At 68.9% G+C, this 26,949-nt stretch carries 20 protein-coding genes and 3 tRNA genes; 11 read left to right on the top strand and 12 right to left on the bottom strand.

The window, feature by feature from the left end; genetic code table 11:
• Nucleotides 1–43: 43 nt before the first annotated feature.
• The 5 genes from ACVBEQ_RS00895 to ACVBEQ_RS00915 form a co-directional block, all read right to left on the bottom strand.
• Nucleotides 44–1,780, bottom strand: coding sequence for an alkaline phosphatase D family protein (locus ACVBEQ_RS00895; RefSeq protein WP_447151524.1), 1,737 nt, complete (start codon nucleotides 1,778–1,780; stop codon nucleotides 44–46).
• Nucleotides 1,781–2,143: 363 nt separating this feature from the next.
• A tRNA-Arg gene (locus ACVBEQ_RS00900) sits at nucleotides 2,144–2,216 on the bottom strand.
• Nucleotides 2,217–2,326: 110 nt separating this feature from the next.
• Nucleotides 2,327–2,413 (bottom strand) — tRNA-Ser (locus ACVBEQ_RS00905).
• 105 nt (nucleotides 2,414–2,518) lie between these two features.
• Nucleotides 2,519–3,325 carry a hypothetical protein gene (locus tag ACVBEQ_RS00910; protein WP_447151525.1) on the bottom strand — a complete coding sequence of 269 codons (807 nt, stop codon included), beginning with the start codon at nucleotides 3,323–3,325 and terminating at the stop codon, nucleotides 2,519–2,521.
• Nucleotides 3,326–3,447: 122 nt separating this feature from the next.
• Nucleotides 3,448–5,436, bottom strand: a complete 1,989-nt coding sequence (locus tag ACVBEQ_RS00915; RefSeq protein ID WP_447151526.1) for an acetoacetate--CoA ligase — start codon at nucleotides 5,434–5,436, stop codon at nucleotides 3,448–3,450.
• A gap of 189 nt (nucleotides 5,437–5,625) precedes the next feature.
• On the opposite strand from ACVBEQ_RS00915, the gene hisC reads away from it, so the two are divergent.
• Entirely contained in the window at nucleotides 5,626–6,696 is a 1,071-nt protein-coding gene (gene hisC, locus ACVBEQ_RS00920) for a histidinol-phosphate transaminase (RefSeq protein WP_447151527.1), read from the top strand.
• A 65-nt stretch (nucleotides 6,697–6,761) separates the two neighbouring features.
• Nucleotides 6,762–7,898, top strand: coding sequence for a DNA polymerase IV (locus tag ACVBEQ_RS00925; protein ID WP_447151528.1), 1,137 nt, complete (start codon nucleotides 6,762–6,764; stop codon nucleotides 7,896–7,898).
• Here ACVBEQ_RS00925 and ACVBEQ_RS00930 read toward each other — a convergent pair.
• Nucleotides 7,782–8,564, bottom strand: a complete 783-nt coding sequence (locus ACVBEQ_RS00930) for a sulfite exporter TauE/SafE family protein (RefSeq protein WP_447151529.1) — start codon at nucleotides 8,562–8,564, stop codon at nucleotides 7,782–7,784. The genes ACVBEQ_RS00925 and ACVBEQ_RS00930 overlap by 117 nt on opposite strands.
• Before the next feature lie 171 nt (nucleotides 8,565–8,735).
• Here ACVBEQ_RS00930 and ACVBEQ_RS00935 point away from each other — a divergent pair, with 171 nt between their 5' ends.
• Nucleotides 8,736–9,317: a GNAT family N-acetyltransferase gene (locus ACVBEQ_RS00935; RefSeq protein WP_447151530.1), complete on the top strand. Its 582-nt coding sequence runs from the start codon at nucleotides 8,736–8,738 to the stop codon at nucleotides 9,315–9,317.
• Between the two features lie 86 nt (nucleotides 9,318–9,403).
• On the opposite strand, the gene ACVBEQ_RS00940 is transcribed toward ACVBEQ_RS00935, so the two are convergent.
• The 4 genes from ACVBEQ_RS00940 to ACVBEQ_RS00955 form a co-directional block, all read right to left on the bottom strand.
• Nucleotides 9,404–9,489, bottom strand: a tRNA-Ser gene (locus ACVBEQ_RS00940).
• Between the two features lie 36 nt (nucleotides 9,490–9,525).
• Complete coding sequence (locus ACVBEQ_RS00945) at nucleotides 9,526–10,257, bottom strand: Type 1 glutamine amidotransferase-like domain-containing protein (protein WP_447151531.1); 732 nt, start codon at nucleotides 10,255–10,257, stop codon at nucleotides 9,526–9,528.
• 137 nt (nucleotides 10,258–10,394) lie between these two features.
• Nucleotides 10,395–13,028: an MMPL family transporter gene (locus tag ACVBEQ_RS00950; RefSeq protein WP_447151532.1), complete on the bottom strand. Its 2,634-nt coding sequence runs from the start codon at nucleotides 13,026–13,028 to the stop codon at nucleotides 10,395–10,397.
• Nucleotides 13,029–13,129: 101 nt separating this feature from the next.
• On the bottom strand, nucleotides 13,130–13,771 hold the full coding sequence (locus tag ACVBEQ_RS00955; RefSeq protein WP_447151533.1) for a TetR/AcrR family transcriptional regulator: 642 nt from the start codon (nucleotides 13,769–13,771) through the stop codon (nucleotides 13,130–13,132).
• A gap of 214 nt (nucleotides 13,772–13,985) precedes the next feature.
• On the opposite strand from ACVBEQ_RS00955, the gene ypfJ reads away from it, so the two are divergent.
• A complete protein-coding gene (ypfJ, locus tag ACVBEQ_RS00960) occupies nucleotides 13,986–14,969 on the top strand; it encodes a KPN_02809 family neutral zinc metallopeptidase (protein WP_447151534.1) in 984 nt (327 codons plus the stop codon).
• A gap of 127 nt (nucleotides 14,970–15,096) precedes the next feature.
• Here the strand turns inward: ypfJ and ACVBEQ_RS00965 are convergent, their stop codons facing one another.
• Both ACVBEQ_RS00965 and ACVBEQ_RS00970 read right to left on the bottom strand, forming a co-directional pair.
• Nucleotides 15,097–16,014: an EamA family transporter gene (locus ACVBEQ_RS00965; RefSeq protein WP_447151535.1), complete on the bottom strand. Its 918-nt coding sequence runs from the start codon at nucleotides 16,012–16,014 to the stop codon at nucleotides 15,097–15,099.
• Nucleotides 16,015–16,132: 118 nt separating this feature from the next.
• A complete protein-coding gene (locus ACVBEQ_RS00970) occupies nucleotides 16,133–16,792 on the bottom strand; it encodes a GNAT family N-acetyltransferase (RefSeq protein ID WP_447151536.1) in 660 nt (219 codons plus the stop codon).
• Nucleotides 16,793–16,943: 151 nt separating this feature from the next.
• On the opposite strand from ACVBEQ_RS00970, the gene ACVBEQ_RS00975 reads away from it, so the two are divergent.
• The 7 genes from ACVBEQ_RS00975 (at nucleotide 16,944) to pflA (ending at nucleotide 26,921) form a co-directional block, all read left to right on the top strand.
• Nucleotides 16,944–17,933 carry an endonuclease domain-containing protein gene (locus ACVBEQ_RS00975; RefSeq protein WP_447151537.1) on the top strand — a complete coding sequence of 330 codons (990 nt, stop codon included), beginning with the start codon at nucleotides 16,944–16,946 and terminating at the stop codon, nucleotides 17,931–17,933.
• 208 nt (nucleotides 17,934–18,141) lie between these two features.
• Entirely contained in the window at nucleotides 18,142–19,272 is a 1,131-nt protein-coding gene (locus tag ACVBEQ_RS00980; RefSeq protein ID WP_447151538.1) for an NAD(P)H-quinone oxidoreductase, read from the top strand.
• Nucleotides 19,272–19,835: a bacterial proteasome activator family protein gene (locus ACVBEQ_RS00985; RefSeq protein WP_447151539.1), complete on the top strand. Its 564-nt coding sequence runs from the start codon at nucleotides 19,272–19,274 to the stop codon at nucleotides 19,833–19,835. The genes ACVBEQ_RS00980 and ACVBEQ_RS00985 overlap by 1 nt, the downstream gene beginning before the upstream one ends.
• A gap of 4 nt (nucleotides 19,836–19,839) precedes the next feature.
• The gene (locus ACVBEQ_RS00990; protein WP_447151540.1) at nucleotides 19,840–20,508 is read left to right on the top strand and encodes a DUF1345 domain-containing protein; all 669 of its coding nucleotides are present in this window, start codon (nucleotides 19,840–19,842) and stop codon (nucleotides 20,506–20,508) included.
• A gap of 286 nt (nucleotides 20,509–20,794) precedes the next feature.
• Nucleotides 20,795–23,599 (top strand): bifunctional acetaldehyde-CoA/alcohol dehydrogenase, encoded by a 2,805-nt coding sequence (gene adhE, locus ACVBEQ_RS00995; RefSeq protein WP_447151541.1) that lies wholly within the window; start codon nucleotides 20,795–20,797, stop codon nucleotides 23,597–23,599.
• 155 nt (nucleotides 23,600–23,754) lie between these two features.
• A complete protein-coding gene (gene pflB, locus ACVBEQ_RS01000; RefSeq protein ID WP_447151542.1) occupies nucleotides 23,755–26,022 on the top strand; it encodes a formate C-acetyltransferase in 2,268 nt (755 codons plus the stop codon).
• 47 nt (nucleotides 26,023–26,069) lie between these two features.
• Nucleotides 26,070–26,921, top strand: a complete 852-nt coding sequence (pflA, locus tag ACVBEQ_RS01005; RefSeq protein WP_447151543.1) for a pyruvate formate-lyase-activating protein — start codon at nucleotides 26,070–26,072, stop codon at nucleotides 26,919–26,921.
• Nucleotides 26,922–26,949 lie beyond the last annotated feature (28 nt).

Consider the following 26,949-nt stretch of genomic DNA (forward strand, 5'->3'; position numbering starts at 1 on the left):
GTTCGGAGCGGCGAAAGGGCCTTGACGGTGGAACTCGCCGGTGTCACGCTGCCCCCGTTTCTGCCACGGAACCCCCGGCCGGGCGCGGTGGCACCGCGGGCAGCGGCTCGAGGCGGATGGCGGAGACCTGCTGGAGCCGCGGTCGTGCGTAGTTGTCCTCGACGACGCCGGTGACCCAGGAAAGCTCGAGCGCGGAGTCGCCCACCCGGCAGATCGCCAGGTTGTTGTCGAACCAGGGCCCGTGGGTCACGTTCCACGGGTAGAGCACGTCCGGCACGCGGGTCGAGTCTGCGGCCACCCGGTGCATGGGCCGGACGAGCGACCTGGCGAACAGGGGGATGAGCGCCCGAACGGGTCGGGGCATCGGGTTGCGGATGGGGGAGCACACCGCTTGGACGATGCGGGAGCGGGATCCGAGGGATGCCGGCCGCATGACCTCGGCGAGGTAGGAGTGGTGCACGTCGCCCGATAGGAACGTGATGGTGTGCGGCGCCGTTCCGCGCTCGCCGCGCGCGACCTTCATGACAAGCTCGAAGAGTTCGTCGAACCCTTTGTTGAAGGCGGCCCAGTGCTCGAGATCGATGGTCTGGCGCAGGACCTCGCCGGCCCGCATGATCCGCCGTCCGTAGCCCCCTTGTGCCATGACCTCGCTCATCGCCTCGAAGTCGTGCAGGCCCGGCGGGAGAAGGAAGGGCAGCGACGTGCCGATGAACAGGTGGCGCACACCGCCCTGCAGCGTTCGGTCGACCCACGCCATCTCCTCGGCATCGAGCATCGATCGGGCGTCCGGACGAAGTTCCCGGGCCGCACGGGAGTCGATCACCACCAGAGCGCACTCACCCAGGGTCCGCGCGTAGCTCCACCTGTAGGTGTCGGGATGGGCGTCGGCGCGAGTGGCCAGCGCGTCGAGGTCGGCGGTGACGTCCAACTCATCCGTCGCCCCTGACGCTGCATGGTCGGCGACCAGTCGCCACACCTCGTCCTCCGCCAGGTCGCGCGGCGCCAGATTACCGATGTGCTGGTAGACCCAGTACGACGCCAGCCCGGACACGATCCGCTCCTGCCACCACATCGTCGCGCGCATCTCGTCGCGCCAGGCCCACGAGGTGTTCCAGTCGTCGCGGATGTCGTGGTCGTCGAAGATCATCGCGGAAGGCACAGTGGACAGCACCCAGCGGATGACGTCCTCGCGCCAGGCGATCCGGTAGAGCTCGGTGTACTCGACGAAGTCCTTGATTTCCTCACCCGGTGGCTCGGAGAGGCTGCGGCGGGCCGCCATGAATTCCTCGAGCTCCGGGTGAGGCGTGGTGTCGGCGTAGACCTGATCGCCGAGGAACAGCAGGAGGTCCGGCCACTCCGGGTGCGGGTCATCGCGAAGCAGCAGACCGAGGGTGCGCAGCGCGTCCACACCGTGGACCTTGGTTCCCTGTGCGTCATGAGTGCCTGTGGTGCGGCAGCTACCGAACGCGAACCGGATCGGGCGGGCCGGGTCGAGCGTGCGGATGCAGCTCGGCGGCATCCCCGGGAGCGGCCATACGCCGTCGTCGTCAATACGAACTGTGTAAGAGCCGTCGCTGCTCGGCACGAGGCCGTCGAGCACGACGAGTGCGTAGTGATGACCGTGCACGGCGAATGTCTTTGCGCTCCACCGCTTCCCGGCACGTTCGACGGTGACCGTCGCAGCGTCCGCAGTACAGACCCACACCGTCGCCGAAGTCTCGTCCACATACCGCAACATCGGCCCCAGCACGAGTCGCGAGTCAATCCCAGGGAGATTCATCCTGTTGATACTCGCATGGGCGGTTCCGAGCGGCTCTGCATTGGCGCAGATTGCTGCATCAGTCCCTCCATCGCAGGGCAACTGGCGCGTCATTGAGACACCCTCGAATTGCAGGCTGTCAGGCGGCACTTAATGGGGCCCCCACGCAAGTAGGCGGGAGGACATGATCGTGACGACCAGGAAACGACACACCGGTCAAGGCCAAGCGCGCAGAACTGCTCACCGTCAGACGGCCCGACCAGCTGCGTCATTCAATGGCGACCGTCCGAGGCTGTGTGACCAACCGGTGACCAACTGGCGAGTTTCTCCGGACGTTCAAAGGGCCATCACGGCCATCACTGCAGGTCAGAGACTTGCGATGTGTGCGCCTGGAGGGATTCGAACCCCCAACCTTCTGATCCGTAGTCAGATGCTCTATCCGTTGAGCTACAGGCGCCTCTTCAGTTCTGCTCGAACGACCTGAACGGCCTTTCGAGTACCGCCGATCCGCCTCAGCGAACCGTCCTGCCATGCCACCGGCCCTGGGCGAGAAGCCCACGGCCAGCGCGGAAGCGGAGGGATTTGAACCCTCGGTGCCCTTACGAGCACAACACATTAGCAGTGTGTCCCATTCGGCCGCTCTGGCACGCTTCCCAGGGCCACCCACGGGGTGACCACCGGCGGGTAACCCTACCTGGCGGGGGCACAGCGGAGCAAAGCTGCTGGTCAAGGTGCTGCGTGACGATCTTGAAGCACCCGCTAGGACAGGCACGCGTCCGGCGAAACTCCGTCCGCCGAGGCCGGCGCAGGTCCGTCCGCGGCGCATCCGACCACGCTGTATCGGGTGCCGTCCCAGGCGTACAGCACCCACACGGCCGCACCCTCCGCCTGATCCTGGACGGCGATGGCGAGCCGGTCGCCGGCGTCGACGACGGCACCGTTCTCAGTCGCCGACGGGAAGGCGTCATCGCCCGAGACGTCGCGCCAGGCACCGGTGTCGGTCAGCTCGAACGCGGACAGGATCGCCCTGCCGTCGGGCTGCCGGCCCTCGACAACGCATGTCCCGGCCGCGCAGGCCAGCACTCCCCCTTCCGGTGCCGGAAAGGCTGCCCCGTACGGCACGCCGATGACGCCGCGGGCCCCGCCGTCGGCGGCCACGGACAGCAGGATTGCCCTCGCGCCGGTCCCGACGAGTGCGGCCGACAGGTCGCCGGTCACGTCCCGGTGGGTGGCGAGCACCATGCAGCCCTCGCAATTGGCCAGTGAGACGTTCAGGCCCGCACCCGCGGGCGCGGCAGGCGGAGGCTCAGCCGCTGCCGCCGTCGTGTCGACCGGGGCAGCGGCCGTCGTAGCGGCGGGTGATTCGGCCTCCGGCGCCGCGCTCGGCGCGGCCTGCTCGGATTGAGTGGCGGGAGCCGCCGCTGCCTCCGACGTCGGGGCCGCAGTGGGTGGCTCGGCACTCGTCGCCGGCGAAGAGGCGGTTGCCGAGCCGGGGGAGCCACCGGGCAGCAGATCGGGAACCGTCACCACGAGGGTCGGCCCGTCTGCGGACGAGGATGCGGACACCGGTGGTGCTGCCGACGAACTCTCAGCAGAGTCGAGAGTCCCTGTGCCACAACCGCTCGTGAACAGAACGACACCGAGCAGACCGACGGCGACAGAACCGGCACGGACGCGGCGGAACTGCGTCACGCGCGGCTACCCAGTGCAGCGCGGGCCACGTCGAGGAAGGCGTCGAAGCCGTCCGGATCGGCCAGCGCATCCCTGGACACCGCCGACTCGACGTCCGCTCCGGCCAGTATGCGTTTCACCGGGACCTCGCACTTCTTGCCGTTGATGGTGTGCGGAACGGCCGGCACGGCGACGATGGCACCCGGGACGTGCCGGGGCGACAGCTCGCTGCGGATCAGTGTGCGGAGTTCGGCGAACACCGGGGCGTGGTCGTCGGTGCCGTCCTCGAGCACCACGAACAGCAGGAGATCGCCCTCCCCGGCGGCCGACGAGGTGTCGACAACGAGAGAGTCGATCACCTGCGGCACCGACTCGACGACGCGGTAGAACTCCGCGGTGCCCATCCGCACCCCGCCGCGGTTCAAGGTCGCGTCCGACCGGCCCTCGATCACGCAGGACCCACGGGAGGTGATCCGGATCCAGTCGCCGTGCCGCCAGACACCGGGGTAGTCGGCGAAATACGAGTCGTGCAAACGGGTTCCGTCATCACCCCAGAAGAAAACGGGCATCGACGGCATCGGTGCCGTGATGACCAGCTCGCCCACCTCGTTCACCAACGACTCCCCTGTCGGCGAGAACGACTCCACCTTGGCACCGAGTGCCCGACAGGAGATCTCACCGAGCCAGACCGGCATGTTCGGCGCCCCGCCGACGATCCCGGTGCAGATGTCGGTGCCGCCGGAGAACGACGCGATCTGGATCCCGCTGCCGACCTCGTCGTGCAGCCAGCGGAAGCCCGCGGTGGACAGCGGCGAACCGGTGGATCCGATGGCCGCGATCGAGGTGAGGTCGAACTGGGTCGACGGCGTCAGACCCGCCTTCTGGCACGCGGTGACGTACGGCGCCGACATGCCGAACAGGCTGACCCGGTGGCGTTCCGCGATCTTCCACAGCGTGTTCAGGTCGGGGTGTCCGGGGCTGCCGTCGTACAGCACGACGGTGGCGCCGACCAGCAGGCCGCCGATGAGGAAGTTCCACATCATCCAGCCGGTCGTGGTGAACCACAGGAACCGGTCACCCGGGCCGAGATCCCAGTGCAGGCGCAGTGATTTGAGGTGTTCGACCAGAATGCCGCCGACGGACTGGACGATCGGTTTGGGCAGTCCGGTGGTGCCGGAGGAGTAGAGCACCCACAGCGGCGCAGAAAACGGCACGGGGATGAACACCGGTTCGGCCGGCTCCGCGGTGAGCTGCTCCCAGCTGAGCATCCCGTCGGGCGTCGGAGTGCCGAGCGCGGGGATGTGCACCGCCCCGGCCAGCGAGGGCAGCGCCGCACGGATCTTCTCCACCGTCTCGGTGACGTGGAAGGACTTGCCGCCGTAGCTGTATCCGTCCACCGCGATCAGCACGGTGGGTGAGATCTGGGTGAACCGGTCGATCACCGACGGGGCGCCGAAGTCCGGCGAGCAGGACGACCACACCGCGCCCAGGGCCGCCGTGGCCAGGAATGCGACGAGGGCGTCGACGGTGTTCGGGACGAGCGCGACGACCCTGTCCCCGGCACCGACGCCGAGCGCGCGGAGTCCCGCCTGCGCGGCGCCGACCTGCGCCCGAAGTTCGTCGATCGTGACGAGCTTCTCGCTACCGTCCTCCGCGACCGCGATCACCGCGGGATCGGCCACCGCCAACAACGACTCGGGCGGACCCGACAAGGCGTGCTCGGCGTAGTTCAGCGTCCCGCCCGGGAACCAGTCGGCACCGGGCATCACCGCCTCGGGGAGCACCTCGGTCGGCTGGTCGTGCCAGCGAATCTGGAAGTAGTCGGCAACGGCCGACCAGAAGCCGGGCAGATCTTGGACGGAGAAGTCCCACAGAGTCGGGTAGTCCGGCATCGGCAGGCCGGTTCGGGTGGAGACGAACGAGGAGAATTCGGTGATGGCGGCGCGTGCCACCCGCTCCGGGGCGGGCTGCCAGAGCACCTCCGGGACGACGTCAGACGGGCTCATGTGACTTTCCTACACCGTGCCGCACTCCCGTCACGCAGCGGCGCGCCCCGCCCGAGCACTGCCAGGGAGAAGCCCGGAAGAAGTCAGCGGTGGGCGTCGCGCGCGCCCGTTAGGGTCGAGACTGCCTGGACGGCCACCCGCCTCGGCGCCGCAGCACCCGCACCTCGCAGCAGATCAGGAGCCCAGCCCATGACGGTCCGCACCCGGTCCGCGCTCGACACCCTGCCCGCGTACGCCCCCGGCAGGACCGTGCAGGGCGCGATCAAACTGGCGTCGAACGAGCTGTCCTTCCCGACCCTGCCGTCGGTCGCCGCGGCCATCGCCGACGCGGTCGCGAACGAGTCGGCGGGCATCAATCGCTACCCGGACAACGGGGCACAGGTGCTGGTGAGTGCGCTTGCCAGGCACACCGGCGCTCCCGAATCGCACGTCGTCACCGGGAACGGGTCGGTCGCGCTGTGCCAGCAGCTCGTCCAGGCGACGGCCGGCGAGGGTGACGAGGTGCTGTTCGGCTGGCGTTCGTTCGAGGCCTACCCGATCGTCACCCAGATCACCGGGGCGACCGCCGTTCGGGTGCCGGTCACCGACGGGCACGCCCTCGACCTGCCGGCCATCGCGGCTGCGATCACACCCGCCACCCGGCTGATCTTCATCTGCACGCCGAACAACCCGACCGGGACAGCGGTGACCCGTACCGAGCTCGTCTCCTTCCTCGACGGCGTCCCTGACGACGTGCTGGTGGTCGTCGACGAGGCCTACCGGGAGTTCGACACCGAACCCGACTCCCCGGACGGCCTCGAGTTCGCGCTCGCCCGGCCCAACGTGTTGACGCTGCGCACCCTCTCGAAGGCGTACGGGTTGGCGGGCCTGCGGGTCGGGTACGCCGTCGGCGACCCGCACGTCGTCACAGCGCTCCGCAAGGTCGCCATCCCGTTCGCGCTCGGGTCGCTCGGCCAGGCCGCCGCGCTTGCCGCGCTCGCAGCCAAGGACGAACTGGCGCCGCGGTGGCAGCAGGTCGTCGCCGAACGGGAGCGAGTGACGGCTGCCCTGCGCGCGTTCGGCTTCGGGGTGCCGACGTCGCAGGCAAACTTCGTCTGGCTGCCGCTGCGCGAGCGGGCGGCGCAGTTCGCCGCGCACGCCGAGGACCACAAGGTCATCGTCCGGGCGTTCCCGGACGCGGCGGGTGGAGTACGGGTGACGGTCGGCGCGCCCGGGGAGAACGACGCATTTCTCTCGGCGGCTGGGTCGTTCCCGCTGTAGACGCCTCTGTACAACGGCGCGCGATCTCGGCGGCGCCTGTCGGGGTGGGGTACCACACTGGGTGCGTGTGGGTGCTGCACGTCGACATGGACCAGTTCATCGCTGCCGTCGAACTGCTCCGGCATCCCGAACTCGACGGGCTTCCGGTGGTGGTCGGCGGTGCGGGTGACCCGACCCAGCGTTCGGTCGTCGCGACCGCCTCCTACGCGGCGCGCGAGTTCGGCGTGCGGTCCGGGATGCCGATGCGGACGGCGCTGAAGAAGTGTCCGGACGCGGTGTTCCTGCCCGCGGACAACCCCGCCTACGAGGAGGCGTCCGCCCAGGTTCAGGCGGTGCTGCGCTCGTTCGACGTGGTGGTCGAGGTACTCGGCTGGGACGAGGCTTTCCTCGGTGCGGACACGCGCGACCCCGAGGCGCTGGCCCGGCAGATCCAGGCCGCGGTGCTCACCGAGACAGCGCTGCACTGCTCGATCGGGGTCGGTGACAACACGCTGCGCGCCAAGCTGGCGACCGAATTCGCCAAGCCCGCGGGGGTGTTCCGGCTGACGGCGGCCACCTGGGAGGAGGTGATGTTCGACCGTCCCACCGCGGCGTTGTGGGGAATCGGCGGCAAGACGGCTCGGAAGCTCGCGGAGCTCGGCGTGCGGACCGTGCGCGACCTCGCAGGCGCCGATCCAACGGTGCTGGCGGGACGGTTCGGCCCGAACATCGGGCCCTGGCTGGTCAGCCTGGGCCGCGGGGAGGGCAGGCGCACGGTGAATGGGGAACCGTGGATCGCCCGCTCACACAGCCGTGAGACGACCTTCCAGCAGGACCTGACGCAATGGTCCGACGTCCGGGACGCCGTTGCCGGCCTGGTCCGCCGGCTGCATGACGATGTGGTGGCCGACGGGCGCGGCGTCGGTCGGGTCGCCGTCAAGGTGCGGTTCGCGCCGTTCTTCACCTCCACCCGCAGTGCGACCCTGCCTGCGCCGACCAGTGCCGTCGAAGACCTGGAATCGGCGGCGCTGCTGGTCCTCGAGCGCTTCGAGCACGACCGCGCGATCCGGCTGCTGGGCGTCCGGGCCGAATTTGTTGCCGGTGCGTCAGACGGCCAGCAACCGCCACAACGCGATGATCCCGAGAACGACGATGCACGCCCGCAGCGCGACGGGCGACAGGCGGCGACCGTAGTGAGAGCCGACGAAGCCCCCGATCAATGATCCGGCGGCGATGAGACCGACTGCACCCCAGGCGATCCGGTCGAACGCCACCAGTGTGTAGGCGGTGGCGGCGACGAGGTTGACGACCAGCGTCAGGAGGTTCTTCGCGCCGTTCATCCGTTGCATCGTTTCCGGCAGCAACGCGCCCATCACGCCGATCAGCAGGATGCCCTGCGCGGCGGCGAAGTAGCCGCCGTAGATGCCCACCAGGAACGTGCCGATGATCAGCGCGATGAACCGGCCACGCCCGACGACGTCGTGGTCGCGGCCGGCGGCATCGGCCCGCCGCCGCACCCACCGCTGCAGCGCCGGCTGGACCACCACCAGGATCAGCGCGACAACGAGCAGGACCGGAACGACCTTCTTGAACGTGCTCTCCGGCAGGTGCAGCAGCAGCCAGGCTCCGCAGACCGCGCCCAGGAAAGAGGCCGGAATCTGCCAGCGCAGCCGCGGTCCCTGACCCTTCAGTTCGCGGCGGTACCCCCACGTCCCGGACGCGCTGCCGGGCACCAGGCCGATCGCGTTGGACATGGTGGCGGTGACCGGGGGGAAGCCGAACGCGACCAGGGTCGGGAACGTCACCAATGTCCCGGAACCGACGACGGCGTTGATGGTGCCTGCCCCGATCCCGGCGAGGAATATCGCGATGATCTCGACCGGACTCACCGGGGAACCCTAACGACGCGGGCCGCCGCGGCGATCCACGGGCCGGATCCTGTTGCGGCTGAGCCGGTTCTGCGACCGGCGGTTTGTCCGCGCGGACCACCTCAGCGGGCTCGGCGGGCTCCCGACAGAATGAGGGCATGACCACCGCAGGCCGCACACCCGGCGCGACCCGTGCCTGCTGACCGCCCGGATCCCGCGGCAGCCCATGCCGAGGCCATCGACGCGGTCCTCCGCGCGATGCGCGAACAGCTCCGGCCGCCGCTGGAACTTGAAGCCGGGCCCTGGCCCTTGACGGCCGACACCGCCGGCATCGGCGACGACGTGCACCGGGCACTGCTTGCCGACGACTGGGCGGAGTCCGGCATGCGGGCCAAACAGCTGCAGCGGCTGATCGACGCCCAACTGGTCGCCCGCAACCGGCAACTCAGTGCGGACCATCCGGGCGGCCGCGACCTCGGCCTGAGCCGGGCGGGCGAGCGGGTCGGCCGGATCCTGCTGGACCTCGACGACGACCTCGCCGGTGCGTCGACCGCGGCCGTGACCATCGTGGACATCGCCATCCACCCGCAGCATCAGCACACCGGCATCGGCCGGGAGGCGCTTCGGGCCCTGCTGGCGGCCGCGGCGGACACCAATCGCGATGTGCGGGTGACGGCGGTGTTCGGCACCCCCGCGCTTGCCTGGTTCCTGGCGGCCGGGTTCGTCGAGTCCGGTGGGGACGTGCTCTACCGGCAGCTCCGGTGGAGCGCCTGACTGCCCGCTCGTCGGCAAGCAGTTCGTGGTCGGGCAGTTCGTGCCGGGCAGTTCGTGCCGGGCAGTTCGTGCCGGGCAGTTCGTTGCGGAGGCGGAGGGATTCGAACCCCCGAGGCTTTTGACACCTGGCCGCTTTCAAGGCGGCTTCCTTCGGCCACTCGGACACGCCTCCGCGGAGGAGTCTAGTGGGCCTGCGGGTTCGTCCTGCTCAGCGAAGCGTGCGTGGCTCGATGACGGTCTCGACCGCCGCCCCGTCCGGCCCGCGTTTCACCCTGTAGGCGGCGCAGCCGGGCCGGTCCGCCACGGCCTCGACCATCTCGGTTCCGCGATACACCAGCCCCACCCCGTCGTCGGTGGCGTACCCGTCGGCCAGGGTGCCGTTCTCGATGAGCCGGTGGTAGAGCGGGCGGCGCTGCTGCTCCGAGTTGTAGTGCACGCCGTTGGAGTACGGCAGGAAGCCGAGGCCGTTCGTCACAGGTCGAAGCTCAGGTCCGAAGGAGTCGGTGGTGCCGCTGTCGTGCCAGCAGATCGACCCGGCTGATACGCCGCCGAGCACGACGCCCGCCTCCCACGCCTCCCGCAGCAGTTCGTCCCAGCCGTGCAACCGCCACAGCGCCAGCAGGTTCGCCACAGACCCGCCGCCGACCCAGATGACGTCCTGCTCCAGCAGATGCCCGCGGACGTCGGCAAGATTCGGCATCGAGAACAGCTCGAGGTGGCTCGGCCGGAACCGGTCAGAGAGCGCCGAATAGACACTCGCGATGACGGCCGGGTTGTCGCCCGTCGCGGTTCCGATGAAGCACACCTTGGGCGTGCCCTCAGCGCCGGAGAGGTCCGCGGCGAGGTCGAACACCGGTCCGGCGGACAGGTCGAAGCGGTCGAAGCCGCGCGGGTCGAAGCCGATGGAGGTCGCGATGATCGTCGGTACGTCGGCGGGCATGACGACGACCTTAAGCCCGGCCGCCCCCCGAGATCGATTCGCCGATATCGGATGTCAAACCTAAGGTTAGAGGTCCGATTTCGGCGAATCGATGTCCGGGTCGGGCTGCTGGCGGGCTGCGGGGAGGTGCGGGCGGGTCAGGAGCGGTGCTTGCCCTCACCTGCCGCGGCGGACTCGGCCAGCGCACGCTCGACGATCTCCCGGCCGTCGACGTCCCGACTGTGCGCGGCGCTGGCGCTGTGCCGGCCCGTGCGCGCCGAACCGTTGGACACGCCGCCGGCTGCGACACCGTCCGTTGCGGCACCGTTCGCTGCGGCACCGTTCGGGGCCGCACCGTTCGAGACGCCCTCCGCTGCGGCACTCGATGCGGCACCATCCGCGGGCGCGCCGTTCGAAACGCCAGCCGCTACGACACCATCCGCTGCCGCACCGTTGCCAGCGGCCCGAGCGGGCGCCGCGTTGTCGGCCGCTCCCCCGTTCGCGGCAGCCTCCGCGGACGCACCCGCACCGTCCGCCGAAGGACCGGCACCGCCCGCCGACGTCACCGACCCGGCGAGAGCCGGCCGCGGGGCGCCGATCCCGACCCCGGAGTTCAGCGCGGCCAGCAGTTTCTCGCCCTCGATGTCGACGTTCGGCAGCACCTTGCCGAGCCAGCGCGGCAGGTACCAGGCGGTCTTGTCGAGCAGCGTCATCACGGCCGGGGTCAGCGTCATCCGGACGATGAACGCGTCCACCAACACACCGATCGCCAGCGCGAAACCGATCGACGCGATGATCGTGTCCGGCGCCAGGATGAAGCCGGCGAAGACCGACGCCATGATGATCCCGGCGGCCGTCACCACCCTCGATCCGGCGGTCCAGCCGCTGATCACCGCACGCTTGGCGTCGGCGCCGTGCACGTACGACTCGCGCATGCCCGTCACCATGAAGACCTGGTAGTCCATCGCCAGCCCGAACAGCACGCCGATCAGCAGGATCGGCAGGAAGCTGATGATCGGGGCCGGGGTGTCCACGCCGAAGATCGCGCCGAGCCAGCCCCACTGGTACACCGCGACGACGGCGCCGAACGAGACGCCGATGGTCAGCAGGAAGCCCAGTGCGGCGACCACCGGCACGACGATCGACCGGAAGATCAACAGCAGCAGTACCAGGGCCAGGCCGACCACGATCAGCAGGTACACCGGCAGGGCATCGGCGAGCTTGTCGGAGACGTCGATCGCGGCGGCCGTCAGACCGGTGACCGCGAGGGTCGCACCGACCTGGGACCCGAGCGCCGGTGCGCCGTCCCGCAGGTCGTGCACCAATTGCTGGGTGGCCTCATCGGACGGGCCCGATTTGGGCACCACGGTGACCGTGCCGAAGGTGCCGTCCGCGCTGACCTGACCGGGGATCGCGATCATGATGTCGTCGCTGCTGGCCTGGACGGCCTGAGCGGTCGCCGGCAGGACAGTCGCCATCGAGGCGGGATCGTCGACGGCGACGGTGATCAGCAGCGGGCCGTTGATGCCCGGCCCGAACGACTCCGAGATCAGGTCGTAGGCCTCGCGCTTGGTGGTGTCCGGCGAGGCGGTGCCGTCATCGGGCAGGCCCAGGTAGAGGGACATTGTCGGGATCGCGATGATGCCCAGCCCGAGCACGCCCACAATCAGCACCAGGGCGGGGCGGCGGGTGATCATCCGGATCCAGCGGTTCGGCGAATGCGCATGGTCGAGCACGCCGTGTGGTCCGGAGGATTCGGCCCGGAGCGCCGCGGCGGCCGCCCGGTCCTTCTTGCGGAGGACCTTCTCGCCGGCGAAGCCGAGCAGCGCAGGCAGCAGGGTGATGGCGATGACGACGGAGATGCCGACCGTGCCGGCGGCAGCGAGACCCATCACCGTCAGGAACGGGATCCCGACGACGGACAGCCCGGCGAGCGCGATCAGCACGGTCAGGCCGGCGAAGACGACCGCGGTGCCGGCGGTGCCGTTCGCCCTGGCGATGGATTCCTCGATGGGCATGCCCGCGGCGACTTGACTACGGTGCCGGGACACGATGAACAGGGCGTAGTCGATGCCGACCGCCAGGCCGAGCATGAGCGCGAGAATGGGTGCGGTGTTGGACATCTCGATGACATTCGAGGCCCAGAGGATGCCCGCCATACCGGTTCCGACGCCGATCAGCGCCGTCAGCATCGGCAGGCCGGCGGCGACGATCGATCCGAAGGTGATCAGCAGCACGACCATCGCCACGATCACGCCGATGCCTTCGGTGGAGCCGATCGCCGGCGCCTGCGCGACGGCGCCGCCGCCCAGTTCGATCTGCAGGCCGTCGACCTCGTTCGCGGTGGCGATCGTGGCGAGCTCAGCCTGCGTCGCCTCGGGAATCTCGGTGATCTGACCCGCGAAGAAGGCCTGCGCGAAGGCGACGCGCTGATCCGGCGACACGGTCCGTCCGGTGGACGGGTCGATGACGTTCGTGACCCCCGGCAGCTCGGCGGCCTGGCTGACGACGGCGCCGATCGCCTGCTGGTACTGCGGTTCGGTCAGCGTCCGGCCCTCCGGCGCGGCGAAGACGATGCGGCCGGTCGCGTCACCGGCCCCGGGGATCCGCTCGCCGAGCTGGTCGAGCGCGGCCTGCGCCTGCGTGCCGGGGATGGTGAACGAGGACGTCATCGTGCCCGAGAACGCCGCCGCCGTACCTCCGAGTCCGAGGAGCAGCGCGAGCCAGATTCCCAGCACCGCCCAGCGGCGGTGGGTCGCGAAGCGGCCGAGACGGTAGAGCAGGGTTGCCATGTCGTTCTCCCAATCGGGGACTGCGCAATGCGGTGATGGTCAGGTGGTCGGCGGTGACCGGTTGGCGCGACGGTGTCCCGGCGGGTGGTCCGCCGGGGGCGTCAGGAATTCGTCGGATCCGGAGCAGCGAGCGAGCGGAGATCGATGATCGAGAACGCCAGCGAGAGTTGGTCGGTGAAACCCTGCGGTCCGCCCGGTCTGCCGCTGAGCACCCATTGCTCCATGCAGGCGGTGCCGGCCAGGTTGCCGAAGGCGGCAATCATCCGGGCCCGGATGTCTCCCCGCTCCAGGCCGCAGCGGTCGGCGATCGCGTCCGCCAGCTGCCGGACGTTGACCTCGTCGGAGGCGAGCACCGCCGCCTTCAGCTCGGGCTCCGCGTGGAACAGGCTGAAGAACCGCTCCCACCGCTCGGGCAGGTCCGCGGCGACGCGGCTGAGGGAGTCGCACAGGATCCGATCCAACGGATGGTCGGCGGGGGCATCACTGATGGAGAGCGCGATGTCGTCGAACCAGCCCTCGGCGACGGCCGCGACACATTCCGCCTTGCCGGCGAAGTAGTTCGAGAAGGTGCGCCGAGAGACACCGACGGCGGCCGTGATGTCCGCGATCGTCACGTCGTGGTAGCCGCGTTGGTGAGCCAGGTCCATGGCGGTCTCCGCGAGCGCGCGCCGGGTGGCGTCCTTCTTGCGCTCACGCAGGCCCGCCGTGTCGTGCCGTTCGGCGACATCCGCGCGGGTGGTCATGGGAGGAACTCTAGACACCGATTGCACAGTGCGCAATGTTTCCCAGAGTGCAAATGACGTGGCTGCCGTCACGCTGGGTGGAACATCCGGGTTGACCCTGCTCCGTTCGGGGTACCTTGCTTCGGCACAAAGCAGTCCGTCATCAGCTGCCGATCGCCAGGACGGTAAGGGACACAGCCGCTTTCACGCAGCAGACCGCGCACCGGAGGACCGGATGAAGTTCAACCCCAACGCACGACTCGACACCTCACAGGTGCAGGACCGGCGCGGCAGCGGCGGCGGCGGCGGAGGGTTCGGCGGCTTCGGTGGCGGTGGTTTCGGCGGTGGCCGGATGCCCGGCGGGCGCGGCGGCGGGCTCGCGGTCGGTGGCGGTGGCCTCGGGTTGCTGATCGTCGTGGGAATCGTCCTGTTCAACATGATCAGCGGCGGCGGTGGCGGCACCGGCAGCACCGGCGGCGGGCTGCTACAGGGAGCCAACGGCAATACCACCGTCGACAATGTCCAGCTCTCCAGTGCCTGCAGGACGGGCGCCGACGCCAACACGAACGAAGACTGTGCCGCCGTGGCGGTGATCAACTCGGTGCAGGGCTACTGGGCAGACGCGCTCGCCGCATCCGGCACCACCTACCGCGAGGCGGACACCATCTTCTTCAGCGGGTCGACGGGGACCGGCTGCGGTCAGGGCAGCTCCGGGATGGGCCCGTTCTACTGCCCGCCGGATCAGCTCATCTACATCGACCTCTCGTTCTGGGACGACCTGCGGACCAAGTTCGGCGCCAACGACGCGCTGTTCACCCAGGCCTACGTCCTCGCCCATGAGTACGGCCACCACGTGCAGAACCTGCTCGGCACGAGCGACCGGGTCGGGCGGGCGACCGGCGCCGGGTCAGGCGCCGTCCGGCTCGAACTGCAAGCCGATTGCTACGCGGGAGTGTGGGCCAACCACGCGACAAGGGTGCCGGACGCCAGCGGGCAGGTGCTGATCTCGGAGATCACCGAGGCCGACATCCAGAACGCCGTGCAGACCGCCGGAGCGATCGGTGACGACTACATCCAGTCGAAGATCTCCGGGCGGAACGTAGACCCGTCGCAGTTCAGCCACGGCTCGTCGGCGCAACGGCAGAAGTGGTTGCTGACCGGATACCAGTCCGGGAATCCCGCTTCCTGCAACACCTTCGACACCGACAACCTGGGCTGACGGCCGTCGTTCGATCAGCTCGGAAAGCCGCTTCTTCGGGCACGAGGGTGCGCTCACGGATCCGCGTTCGATCAGCTGGGGAGCGGATTTCGGGGCGCGAGTCGCCTGCTGATTGATCGTCGTTCGTTCAGCTGGGGAGCGGGTTCTCCGGTCCCGACTCGCCCGCGCCGAACGTCGGCCGGGCAGACAGCACGATCGCCGCGCACACCAGCACCATGCCCGCGATCTCGGCCCAGCTCGGCTGTTGCGACAGCAGCACGGCGCCGGTGATGGCCGCCGTCACCGGTAGCAGGGCGAGCAGGATCGCGAACCTGGCGGCCGTCACCCGGCGCAGGACGACCTGCTCGATGGCGTACGGGATCACCGAGCTCAACACGGCAATCCCGACGATCGCGGCTGCGCGGCCGGCGTCGGTGACCACCGGGGTGATGGCGCCGATGGCCAGCGGCGAGTAGACCAACGCACCGGCCGTCATCCCGACCGCGAGGGCACTGATCCCGTCCCGCTTCACCGCGATCCGCCGGCCGAGCAGGATGTACGCCGCCCACGCGACGGCGGAGGCAGTGATCGCCAGCAGACCGATGACGACGTCCCTGGTCAGCCCGCCCTCGAGTTGGACTCCGGCCAGCAGCACCACGCCCAACGCCGCCAGCCCGATGCCGACCCGATCCCGCCAGCCCCGACCCGTGACGGCGGCGACGGCAACCGGCCCGAGGAACTCCATGGCGACCGCTGTGCCGAGCGGCAGGTAGTCGATGGCGATGTAGAAGACGACGTTCATCGTCGCCAGCACGATCCCGAACAGGGCCGCCCCGGCGAGCTCTCGCCGCGTCCAGTGCTGCCGCCACGGCCGCCGCCAGGCCAGCAGCACCACCGCCGACACGGCCAGCCGCCACCATGCGACCGACGCGGCGGACAGCACCGTGAACAGGCCGACCGCGAGCGCCGCGCCGGCGTACTGAGTGAAGCCCGAAGCCAGGAAGAGAACCGGGGCGGGGATCCGGTCGGCGAGGGAGCGCCGGTCGGAATGTTGTTCGGCCCCCACCGGGCGAGTGTGTCAGCCGGATCTCTGGTGGTCGGCTCCGGGCGGAGTCGCGTGCCTCAGTGGTCGGCGGTCGGCGGTCGTCGGCGGCCTGTTCGATCTCGGCGGTCGGGTCGGGGCGTCAGATCCCGAAGAACGCCCGGCATGCCGGCAGCCCGCGCACCTGAACGTCCCAGCCGGGCCGAACGAAGGCTGCGGGATCGAGCGTCAGGCGTCGCTCGACGACCCGCTCGCCCGGCCGGCGCTCGACGACCAGGGTGCCGTTGTCGACGTAGCCGAGCTTGCTCGAAATCCGCAGCGACGCGGGGTTGTCGACGAAAGCGCCGCTCTCGGCCCGTTGCGCCTTGAGGTGGTCGAACGCGAATTGCACCACCGCGGAACGCATCTCGGTACCGAAGCCCTGACCCTGGTGGGCCGAGCCGAGCCATGACCCGGTCCGGACGGTCCTGGTCACGGCGAAGGCGCTACCGCCCAGGTCCTGCACACCGATCACCGTGCCGCCAGCGCGGACGACGAACGGGACCGTCCATGCTTGCGGGGTGCACGACGCCCGGACGCTCCAGTAGAAGCGGAGCGAATTCGCGACCAGCTCGTCCCGCGGCGCGTCCGTCCAGGCCAACGCAAACGGCATCCGGTCCGGGTGGTGGATGCCCGCGAGGATGACGTCGAACGTCTCGACCAGGTCGTCGTCCTGCAGCGGGGTGAGAGTCAGCCGCGGGGTGGCGAGCCGCAGCCCGAAGACCGGCCAGTACTCCGCAAGGCTGCGATCAGGGGGCGTCACGGCTCGTAGCCTGCACAAACAGTCCGGAAGACGCAATCGATTCGCCGTTTCCGGATCCGCTCGCGGCCGTGAAGGCTCCGAAATCGGCGAATGGATCGGGCCCGATGTGGACAACGCCGGTCTCCGCCAGTGCCCCGGGCGACGATGCGGCATGCCGCAGTCCTCGGTTCCCCTGCCGTTCCCGTTGAAGGCCTCTCCCTTCACCGTCGCTCAGGCCCTCTCGATCGGCGTCGGGCAGGGTCGGCTCCGCGGGAAGGACCTCGAGCGGCCGTTCCACGGCATCCGAGTGGTCCGCTCGCCCGCCAGCAACCGGGCGGGTGTCGCGCTCGACGGCGAGCCTGCATCGTCGCTCGGAGCCCACCCGGATCTGATGCGGCGGTGCGCCGCCCTGTTGGTTGCCATGCCTGCTGGCGCCTTCTTCACTCACACCACCGCGGCCGGACTGTGGCCCCTTCCCTTACCGACTCGCGGCTGGGAAAGGCACATCCATGTGAGCGTCCGGCCTCCGCAGCGCCCGCCCCGCCGACCGTCGGTGGTCGGGCACGAATCGACCGATCTGCGAGCGGTCGTCATGGCGCGCTCCACCCTGCCCGTCGTCGATCCGGCGACGCTGTTCTGTCAGCTCGGGTCGATGCTGTTGCTGCCAGACCTGGTCGCGATTGGTGACGCCCTGGTCCTCCAGCCGGTGTTCCAGGACTGGTCCGACGACCGTCCCTGGGTCATGCCGGAGCAGCTGCAAGAACGGGTCGACTGCTTTCGTGGACGCGGGAAGGCAAGAGCGGCGAAGGCGCTTGGCCTGATCAGACCAGGCGCCGAGTCGCGGCCAGAGACGCTTCTACGGCTCGCGATCCTGGAGGCCGGCCTGCCCGAACCAGAGGTGAATGTGCCGGTCCTCGACCCGGCGGGGCGGTTCATCGGACGCGGTGACCTTGTCTATCGGCGCTGGAAGGTCGTCGTTGAGTACGACGGCGAGCAGCACCGCACCGACAACCGTCAGTTCGACCGCGACGTTCGCCGGCTGGACGACTTCGCAGCGCACGGCTGGCGGGTGGTGCGGATCACCGGCCGGACCTTCGCCGACCGCCGAGAAGCCATGGACCGGGTCGCCCGTGCCCTGATCGCCGGCGGCTGGCGACCCTGATCCGCCAGATTCGCATCAGCGCTGACGGCAGCTGCGATCGATTCGCCGTTTCGGGATGCCTCAGCGTCCGCAAACGGTCCGGAATCGGCGAATGGACCCGCCCCGGCATGAGTTAACCGGGCGCGGCGCGGGGCCAGAGGTCGCGGGGCGGGCCAGTCAGGCAGCCAAGGGTCGGCGGCCGGACCGGAGCCCCGGTTACCCTCCACGGATGTTCGCCGTCACCGTTGAACGGAAAGAGTCCGGCTCCACCCTGCGCTGGTCGGAGGTGCCGGACCCGGCGCCGGGGCCCGGCGAGGTGCTGATCGACGTGGCGGCGAGCGGCGTCAACCGGGCGGACCTGTTACAGGCCGCCGGGCACTACCCGCCACCGCCCGGAGCGTCACCGATCCTGGGTATGGAGTGTTCCGGGGTGGTCAGCGGACTCGGTGCCGGGGTGTTCGGCTGGCAGGTCGGCGACCGGGTGTGTGCGCTGCTCGCCGGCGGGGGCTACGCCGAGAAGGTCGCGGTCCCTGCCGTGCAGGTGCTGCCGGTGCCCGAGGGCGTTGACATGGTGGATGCGGCGGGGCTGCCGGAGGCGACGTGCACGGTCTGGTCGAACCTGGTGATGACCGCGGAGCTGCATTCGCGGCAGGTCGTGCTGATCCACGGCGGCGCATCCGGAATCGGAACGATGGCGATCCAGGTGGCCCGGCGGGAGGGAGCGACCGTTGCGGTCACGGCGTCCCGTCCGGAGGGGTTGGAGTTCTGCCGCGAGCTGGGCGCCGCGATCACCATCGACTACGGCAACCAGGACTTCGTCGAGGAGATCCGCGCGGCGACCAGCGGGAAGGGCGCTGACATCATCCTCGACGTCGTCGGCGCCAAGTACCTCGAGCGGAACATCGCCGCCCTCGCGGACGGCGGCCGGTTGATCGTCATCGGGATGCAGGGCGGCACCAAAGCAGAACTCGATCTCAACTCACTGTTGCGCAAACGCGCCGGAATCATCGGCACCACCCTGCGGTCGCGCCCGGTCAGCGGCCCGGGATCCAAGGCTGAGGTGGTGGCCGCGGTCCGGGAACGGGTGTGGCCGCGGATCGAGTCCGGCGACATCCGGCCCGTCATCGACTGTGTGATGGACGTGACGGACGCGGAGGCTGCGCACCGCCGTTTGGCGACCGGCGGACACATCGGCAAGATCGTGTTGCGGGTCCCGAAACCCGGGACCGCCGCGAGCACGACCGGCGCGGACCAGACCGGCGCAAGCTCGACCCGCGCAAGCCAGATCAGCGCAAGCAAGATCAGCGCTAGCCAGACCAACGCTGCGACCGACGCAAGCAAGAGCAAGGAGAACGGATGATGACCGACCCCAGCAGCCACCGGGTGGTGGTGATCGGCCCGGACGGGCAGCCGGTCGGCTACGCGGATATGCCCAACGCACAGAACGAGGGCGCCGAGGGCGGCGGCAACGCCGAGTCGCCGGCCAACCCGGGCGATGCCATCGGCGAGCCCGCGAAGGTCATGCGGATCGGCACGATGATCAAGCAGCTGCTCGAGGAGGTCCGGGCGGCTCCGCTGGACGACGCCAGCCGGGCCCGGCTCAAGGCGATCCATGAGAAGTCGATCAAGGAGCTCGAAACAGGGCTGACGCCGGAGCTGCGCGACGAACTCGAGCGGCTGTCGCTGCCGTTCACCGAGGACGCCATCCCGTCGGACGGCGAACTGCGGATCGCGCAGGCCCAGCTGGTCGGTTGGCTGGAAGGCGTGTTTCACGGACTGCAGGCCGCACTGGTCGCGCAGCAGATGGCCGCCCGGGTTCAGCTCGAGCAGATGCGTCGCGGGGCGCTGCCGCCGGGTCAGTCGGCCGGCGACTCATCGGACGGGATCGGCGCGTCCGGTCCCGGTCACGGGCAGTACCTGTAGCCCGATGACGACCCGGGGCGGCGGTGCGACCGCGGGCGCACCCCGTTCCCGGGCATTCCTGCTGTTCGCGCGGATTATCACCAGGATGCTCGAGATCGCTTTGATCCTGGTTGGTCTCGGCTTCATCCTGATCTCCGACGAGGACGAGCTGGGCTACCTCGCGATCTGGGATCTGCTCGCCCTGATCTATGTCGGTGGCGGCGTCATAGCGCTGCGGCGGAGCCGCCGCCGACCGCCGCTGACCGAGCCGCCACCATCCGCCGGCGACCGGTTTCGCTTCAACTTCGCCTTCGCGATCGTGTCCAGCCTGATCGGTTTCTTCGTCGCCGTCGACATCGCCACGTCGGACAATCCGGATGAGTACCAGGTGCTGCTGAACATCCTGGGCGTCATCGCGATGGTCATGTCGTGGATGCTGCTGCAGGCCGGTTACGCCCGGCGCTACGCGAACATGCAGCGGGCCAACGGCGGGCTCACCTTTCCGTCCACCGAGTACCCGTCACCGGTGGACTATCTCTATTTCGCGGTGACGATCGGGACGGCGTTCTCGGTGTCGGACGTGCTGGTGACCACCTCACGCATGCGCTGGCATGTGATGGTCCATTCGACAGTGGCCTTCTTTTACAACGCCGCGGTCGTCGCTTTCGCGTTGAGCCTGTTCGCCGGCCGCTGACGCGCCGCTCAACCCCGCGCCGCTCGAACCCGCGCCGCTCCGCCCGCACCGCTCGAGCTCACTCTGCTCAACCCCGCGCCGCTCGAACCCGCGCCGCTCGAACCCGCGCCGCTCAAGCCGACCCGAGCAGGTGGCCGCAACCGGACAGCGTTGCACGGCCGGACCGGTTTGTCCTTTTCCGAGCCGCAAGCCGGGACCTTCGGCCCCTGTGGATCCGCGCGTCACTCCCTAGCGTTGAAGGCGGGATGACGCAGTGTCGTCCCGCACCTTGCCACCAGGAGCCTTCATGCCCGCGCCGACCACAGACAGCGCCGAATTTGCCGTCCCCACCGAACCGACGGCGACAAACGGGAATGGCCACCGCCGCCCCCGGAATACCGAGTCGAGCAGCACCGAAACAGCCAGCACCGAGACCACAGCAGCCACAACAACACTCGAGCAGGACGACACCGCAGCCGTCATCGACGCCCTCGTCGTCAAGGCCACCCAGGCCCTTCAGGATTACGCACGGTTCAATCAGGACGAGATCGACTACATCGTCAAGAAGTCCAGCGTCGCCGCCCTCGATCAGCACGGTCAACTGGCCATGGCCGCCGTGAACGAAACCGGCAGAGGCGTTTTCGAGGACAAAGCCGCCAAGAACATCTTCGTCAGCGAGCAGATCACCCACTCACTGAACGGAATGCGCACCGTCGGCGTCATCAGCAATGACGACCTCGACGGCATCGTCGAGATCGCCGAACCGGTGGGCGTGCTCTGCGGCATCACCCCGGTCACCAATCCGACGTCGACGGCCGTCTTCAAGAGCCTGATCGCCCTGAAGACCCGTAATCCCATCATCTTTGCGTTCCACCCGAACGCCCAGCAGTCGTCCGCGATGGCGGCCCGCATCGTTCGTGACGCGGCCGTCGCCGCCGGCGCGCCGGAGAACTGCATTCAGTGGATCGAGCATCCGTCGATCGCCGTCACCAATGCGTTGATGAATCATCCGGGAATCGCCGTCATTCTGGCCACCGGCGGCAACGCCATGGTGCAGGCGGCATATTCGTGCGGAAAGCCCGCTCTGGGTGTCGGGGCCGGCAACGTCCCAGCTTTCATCGAGCGGACCGCGAAACTGCAACGCTCGGTCAACGATGTCGTGCTGTCCAAGGCTTTCGACAACGGCATGGTGTGCGCTTCCGAACAGGCCGTCATTCTCGACGAGCCGATCTACGAGGACGCCATGGCCGAGTTCGCGCGGCTGCACGCGCACCGCTGCTCCCCCGAGGAGAAGACCGCTCTGGAGCGACTGCTGTTCGGCGCGGAGGCAGGTGGCACAGCCTGCTCCGGTGCGCGGCTGAATGCTGACGTCGTCGGCAAGAGTCCGGAGTGGATCGCCGAGCACGCCGGCTTCACCGTGCCCGTCGGGACCTCGATCCTGCTGGCCGAGGTCCCGTCCGTCGGCCGTCATGAGCCGCTGACCCGGGAGAAGCTCTGCCCGGTCCTCGCGGTATTGCGAGCGAACGACGCCGATCACGGCATCACGCTTGCCGAGCAGATGGTCGAACTGGACGGCCTGGGCCACAGCGCCGCCATCCACACCGCCGACGAGGCACTGGCCATCGAGTTCGGCCGGCGGGTGAAGGCGGTGCGGATCATCCGCGACTCCCCCACCACGTTCGGCGGGATCGGTGACGTCTACAACGCCTTCCTCCCCTCGCTCACCCTCTCCTGCGGCTCCTATGGACGGAACTCCGTGTCGGGCAACGTCTCTGCCGTCAATCTGATCAACATCAAGAAGGTCGGCCGGCGGAACAACAACCTGCAGTGGTTCAAGGTCCCCGGCAAGACGTACTTCGAGCCCAACGCCATCCGCTACCTCGTCGACCTGCCGGACGTCTCCCGGATCACCATCGTCACCGACACCACGATGACCAAGCTCGGCTTCGTCGACAAGATCATCCAGGTGCTGCACCGGCGACCGGAACACGTTGCGCTGCAGATCATCGACTCTGTTGAACCCGAGCCGAGTGTCGCCACCGTCCAGCGCGGCGCCGAGCTCATGCGGGAGTTCCGCCCGGACACCATCATCGCGCTCGGCGGCGGTTCGCCGATGGACGCCGCCAAGGTGATGTGGCTGCTCTACGAGCACCCCGAGGTCGTCTTCGCTGATCTCAAGGAGAAGTTCTACGACATCCGCAAGCGCGCCTTCCGCTTCCCCACCCTCGGCGGCCTGGCCCAGCTGGTCTGCATCCCGACGACGTCGGGCACCGGCGCCGAGGTCACCCCGTTCGCCGTCATCACCGACCCGACAACCGGCAAAAAGTACCCGCTGGCGGACTACGCGCTCACCCCGACCGTGGCCATCGTCGACCCGGTGCTGACCGCGAAGATGCCGGCCAGCCTGGCGGCCGACTCCGGTTTCGACGCACTGACCCACGCCACCGAGGCGTTCGTCTCGGTCTACGCCAACGACTTCACCGACGGCATGGCGCTGCACGCGATCCGGTTGATCTTCCAGAACCTCTCCGCCTCGGTGAACGGGTTGCCCGGTGATCCCACGACGGTGACCGCCAGGGAGAAGATGCACAACGCCGGATCGATCGCCGGCATGGCCTTCGGCAACGCGTTCCTGGGCATCGTGCACGCGATGGCGCACACCATCGGTGCGCGCTACCACCTGGTTCACGGCCGGACGAATGCGACGCTGCTGCCGCTGGTGATCCGCTACAACGGCACCGTGCCGACCAAGCTGACCAGCTGGCCGAAGTACGAGAGTTACGTCGCACCAGAGCGTTTCCAGCAGATTGCGGCAATGCTCGGACTGCCGGCAGCCACCGCGGCCGAGGGCGTCGAGTCCTACGCGCTGGCCGTCGAACGGCTCCGCGCGCAGGTCGGCATCCCGGCGTCGTTCGCCGCCCAGGGCGTCGACGAGGCCACCTTCATCGGTGATCTCGACGTGCTCGCGATGGGCGCCTTCCGCGACCAGTGCGCACCCGCGAACCCGCGGATGCCGATGCTCGCCGACATGAAGGAACTGATGACCGCCGCGTACTACGGGACCGCCGTGCATGAAGGCCACGCCCTGGTTCCGGCCGCCGCAGGGGTCTGAGCACGACCCCGGAGGGCGCGCTGCCGGGTGAGCGCGCGCCCCGACGGTGGCATGGACCACAGCACAAATAGGCCTAAAGCCTCATCCGCGGTGATTACCACTCACCTAGCGTGATAACCAGCCCGGTCTGGCCCGACCGAACTTCGAGGAGAGAAATGACCATCGCAGCAAACCCGCAACTCGCCGACACCATCGGCCCCGACGCCTGGCGGGGGTTCGTATCCGGCCCCTGGCAGGATGGCATCAACGTCCGCGACTTCATCCAGCGGAACTACACCCCCTACCTGGGTGACGACTCGTTCCTGCAGGGCGCAACCGACCGCACCAAGGCCATGTGGGCGAAGCTCACCGCGATGTTCCCGGTCGAGCGCGAACGCGGCATCTACGACGTCGACGCCGACACCCCGTCGTCGATCACCGCGCACGCCCCCGGCTACATCGACAAGGACAACGAACTCATCGTCGGCCTGCAGACCGATGCGCCGCTCAAGCGCGCCATCGTTCCCAACGGCGGATGGCGGATGGTCGAGGATTCCCTCAAGACCTACGGCTACGAGCCCAACGCCGCGGTGAAGGAGATCTTCACCAAGTACCGCAAGACCCACAACGCCGGCGTCTTCGACGTCTACCCGCCGAACGTCCGGGCGGCCCGCAGCTCGCACATCATCACCGGCCTGCCCGATGCCTACGGCCGCGGCCGGATCATCGGCGACTACCGCCGGGTCGCGCTGTACGGCGTGGACGCCCTGATCCAGGGCAAGAAGCTGGAGCGCATGGAGCTGGACATGGAGCGTTCCGTCGAGGACGTCATCCGTGACCGCGAGGAGAATTCCGAGCAGATCCGCGCGCTGGGCGAGCTGAAGGAGATGGCCGCCAACTACGGCTTCGACATCTCCCGGCCGGCAGCGACCGCGCAGGAAGCGCTGCAGTGGCTGTACTTCGCCTACCTCGGCGCGGTCAAGGAGCAGAACGGCGCGGCAATGTCGCTGGGCCGCACCTCGACCTTCCTCGACGTGTTCATCGCGCGCGACCTGGCCGAGGGCGTCATCACCGAGACCCGGGCGCAGGAGCTGGTCGACGACCTCGTCATCAAGCTCCGCATCGTGCGGTTCCTCCGCACCCCCGAGTACGACGCGTTGTTCTCCGGCGACCCGACCTGGGTCACCGAGTCCATCGCCGGTATCGGCGAGGACGGCCGGCCGCTGGTCACCCGCAGCTCCTTCCGGATGCTGCAGACCCTGTACAACCTCGGCCCGGCACCGGAACCGAACCTGACCGTGCTGTGGAGCGACAAGCTGCCGGAGGGCTTCAAGAAGTTCTGCGCCAAGGTCTCCATCGACACCTCCGCCATCCAGTACGAGTCCGACGAGCTCATCCGCAGCTCGTGGGGCGACGACGCGGCGATCGCCTGCTGCGTGTCGGCCATGCGGGTCGGCAAGCAGATGCAGTTCTTCGGCGCACGGGTCAACCTCGCCAAGACGCTGCTGTACGCGATCAACGGCGGGCGTGACGAGATCACCGGACAGCAGGTCTCGCCGGTCGCGGCCCCCGTCGCGGGCGACGTGCTGGACTACGACGACGTCGCAGCCAAGTTCGACAAGACGATGGACTGGCTCGCCGAGACCTACGTCGACGCGCTCAACTGCGTGCACTTCATGCACGACAAGTACGCCTACGAGCGCATCGAGATGGCCCTGCACGACAAGACGATCCTGCGCACGCTGGCCTGCGGTATCGCCGGCCTGAGCGTGGTCGCCGACTCGCTGTCCGCCATCAAGTACGCCAAGGTCACCCCGGTCCGGGATGACTCCGGCCTGGTCGTCGATTACCTGATCGACGGCGACTACCCGAGCTACGGCAACGACGACGACCGTGTCGACGCCATCGCCGTCGGAGTGGTCCGCGCGTTCATGGAGAAGATCCGCAAGCAGCCCACGTACCGCAAGGCGCTGCACACGCAGTCGGTCCTGACGATCACGTCCAACGTGGTCTACGGCAAGAAGACCGGCAACACCCCCGACGGCCGGCGCGCCGGTCAGCCGTTCGCCCCGGGCGCCAACCCGATGAACGGCCGCGACACGCACGGCATGCTCGCCAGCGCGCTCAGCGTTGCCAAGCTGCCGTACGAGGAATCGCAGGACGGGATCTCGCTCACCGCGACGGTCATCCCGGCCAGCCTCGGGCACACGCCCGCGGAGCAGGCCGCGAACCTGGTCGGTGTGCTGGATGCCTACGTCGTGTCGTCGGGCTTCCACATGAACATCAACGTGCTCAACCGCGAGACCCTCGAGGACGCGATGGAGCATCCGGAGAAGTACCCGCAGCTCACGATCCGGGTTTCCGGGTATGCGGTGAACTTCGTCAAGCTGACCCGTGAGCAGCAGCTGGACGTCTTGTCGCGGACCTTCCACGGCAAGCTGTAATGCCCGGCGGCCGCCAGATCACCAGTACCGAGGAGGGGAGACGGGACATGACCGTCACCCTGGGCCTACCCACCATCGGCCACGAGCCCGCCACCACGGGCCACGGACCGGACCCGTTGCGCCACGCACTGTTGCAGGCGGAGCACGTCGGGAGCGTCGGCAGCGTCCACTCCTGGGAACTGGTGACGGCGGTCGACGGACCCGGCACCCGGCTGACGATCTTCCTGTCGGGTTGCGGGCTTCGCTGCCAGTACTGCCAGAACCCCGACACCTGGCAGCAACGTGACGGCAGGCCCACCACCATCCAGGAGATCCGGGAACGCATCGCCCACTACGCACCCGTGCTGCGGGCCGCGCACGGCGGAGTGACCCTGTCCGGCGGGGAACCGCTCATGCAGGCCAACTTCGCCGCCCGGATCTTCCGGTACTGCAAGGAGATCGGCATCCACACCGCCCTTGACACGTCCGGTTTCCTCGGGAAGCGGGCCACCGACGAGATGCTCGACGACACCGATCTGGTGTTGCTGGACGTCAAATCGGGGCTTCCGGACACCTACCGGACGGTCACGGGCCGCAGCCTGGCACCGACCCTCGAATTCGGCCGCAGGCTGGCCGAGCGGGGCAACGCGATCTGGCTTCGGTACGTGCTGGTGCCTGGACTGACCGACGCGGTCGAGAACATCGACGCCGTCGCCGATTACGTCCAGAGCCTGCAGTCGCTGGGCTCGAGACCGGTGGTCGAACGCGTTGAGATCCTGCCCTTCCATCAGATGGGCAAGTCGAAATGGCACGAACTCGGCCTCGAGTACCCGCTCGAGGGGACGGAGCCGCCAACGGAGGAGCTGATTGCCCGCGCACGCGACCAGTTCGCCGCGCGGGGGCTCACCGTCTTCGTCTAGCGCTGCAGCTGCCATCCGGGGCGGTACG

The sequence above is a fragment of the Nakamurella sp. GG22 genome (assembly GCF_052976845.2).

Coding starts and splice junctions, on each gene's coding strand:
- ACVBEQ_RS00950 (WP_447151532.1), bottom strand. CDS start 13,028: ATGGCAACCCTGCTCTACCGTCTCGGCCGCTTCGCGACCCACCGCCGC.
- adhE (WP_447151541.1), top strand. CDS start 20,795: ATGCCCGCGCCGACCACAGACAGCGCCGAATTTGCCGTCCCCACCGAA.
- ypfJ (WP_447151534.1), top strand. CDS start 13,986: ATGAAGTTCAACCCCAACGCACGACTCGACACCTCACAGGTGCAGGAC.
- pflB (WP_447151542.1), top strand. CDS start 23,755: ATGACCATCGCAGCAAACCCGCAACTCGCCGACACCATCGGCCCCGAC.
- ACVBEQ_RS00990 (WP_447151540.1), top strand. CDS start 19,840: ATGACGACCCGGGGCGGCGGTGCGACCGCGGGCGCACCCCGTTCCCGG.
- ACVBEQ_RS00955 (WP_447151533.1), bottom strand. CDS start 13,771: ATGACCACCCGCGCGGATGTCGCCGAACGGCACGACACGGCGGGCCTG.
- ACVBEQ_RS00915 (WP_447151526.1), bottom strand. CDS start 5,436: ATGAGCCCGTCTGACGTCGTCCCGGAGGTGCTCTGGCAGCCCGCCCCG.
- pflA (WP_447151543.1), top strand. CDS start 26,070: ATGACCGTCACCCTGGGCCTACCCACCATCGGCCACGAGCCCGCCACC.
- ACVBEQ_RS00985 (WP_447151539.1), top strand. CDS start 19,272: ATGACCGACCCCAGCAGCCACCGGGTGGTGGTGATCGGCCCGGACGGG.
- hisC (WP_447151527.1), top strand. CDS start 5,626: ATGACGGTCCGCACCCGGTCCGCGCTCGACACCCTGCCCGCGTACGCC.
- ACVBEQ_RS00975 (WP_447151537.1), top strand. CDS start 16,944: ATGCCGCAGTCCTCGGTTCCCCTGCCGTTCCCGTTGAAGGCCTCTCCC.
- ACVBEQ_RS00945 (WP_447151531.1), bottom strand. CDS start 10,257: ATGCCCGCCGACGTACCGACGATCATCGCGACCTCCATCGGCTTCGAC.
- ACVBEQ_RS00895 (WP_447151524.1), bottom strand. CDS start 1,780: ATGAATCTCCCTGGGATTGACTCGCGACTCGTGCTGGGGCCGATGTTG.
- ACVBEQ_RS00980 (WP_447151538.1), top strand. CDS start 18,142: ATGTTCGCCGTCACCGTTGAACGGAAAGAGTCCGGCTCCACCCTGCGC.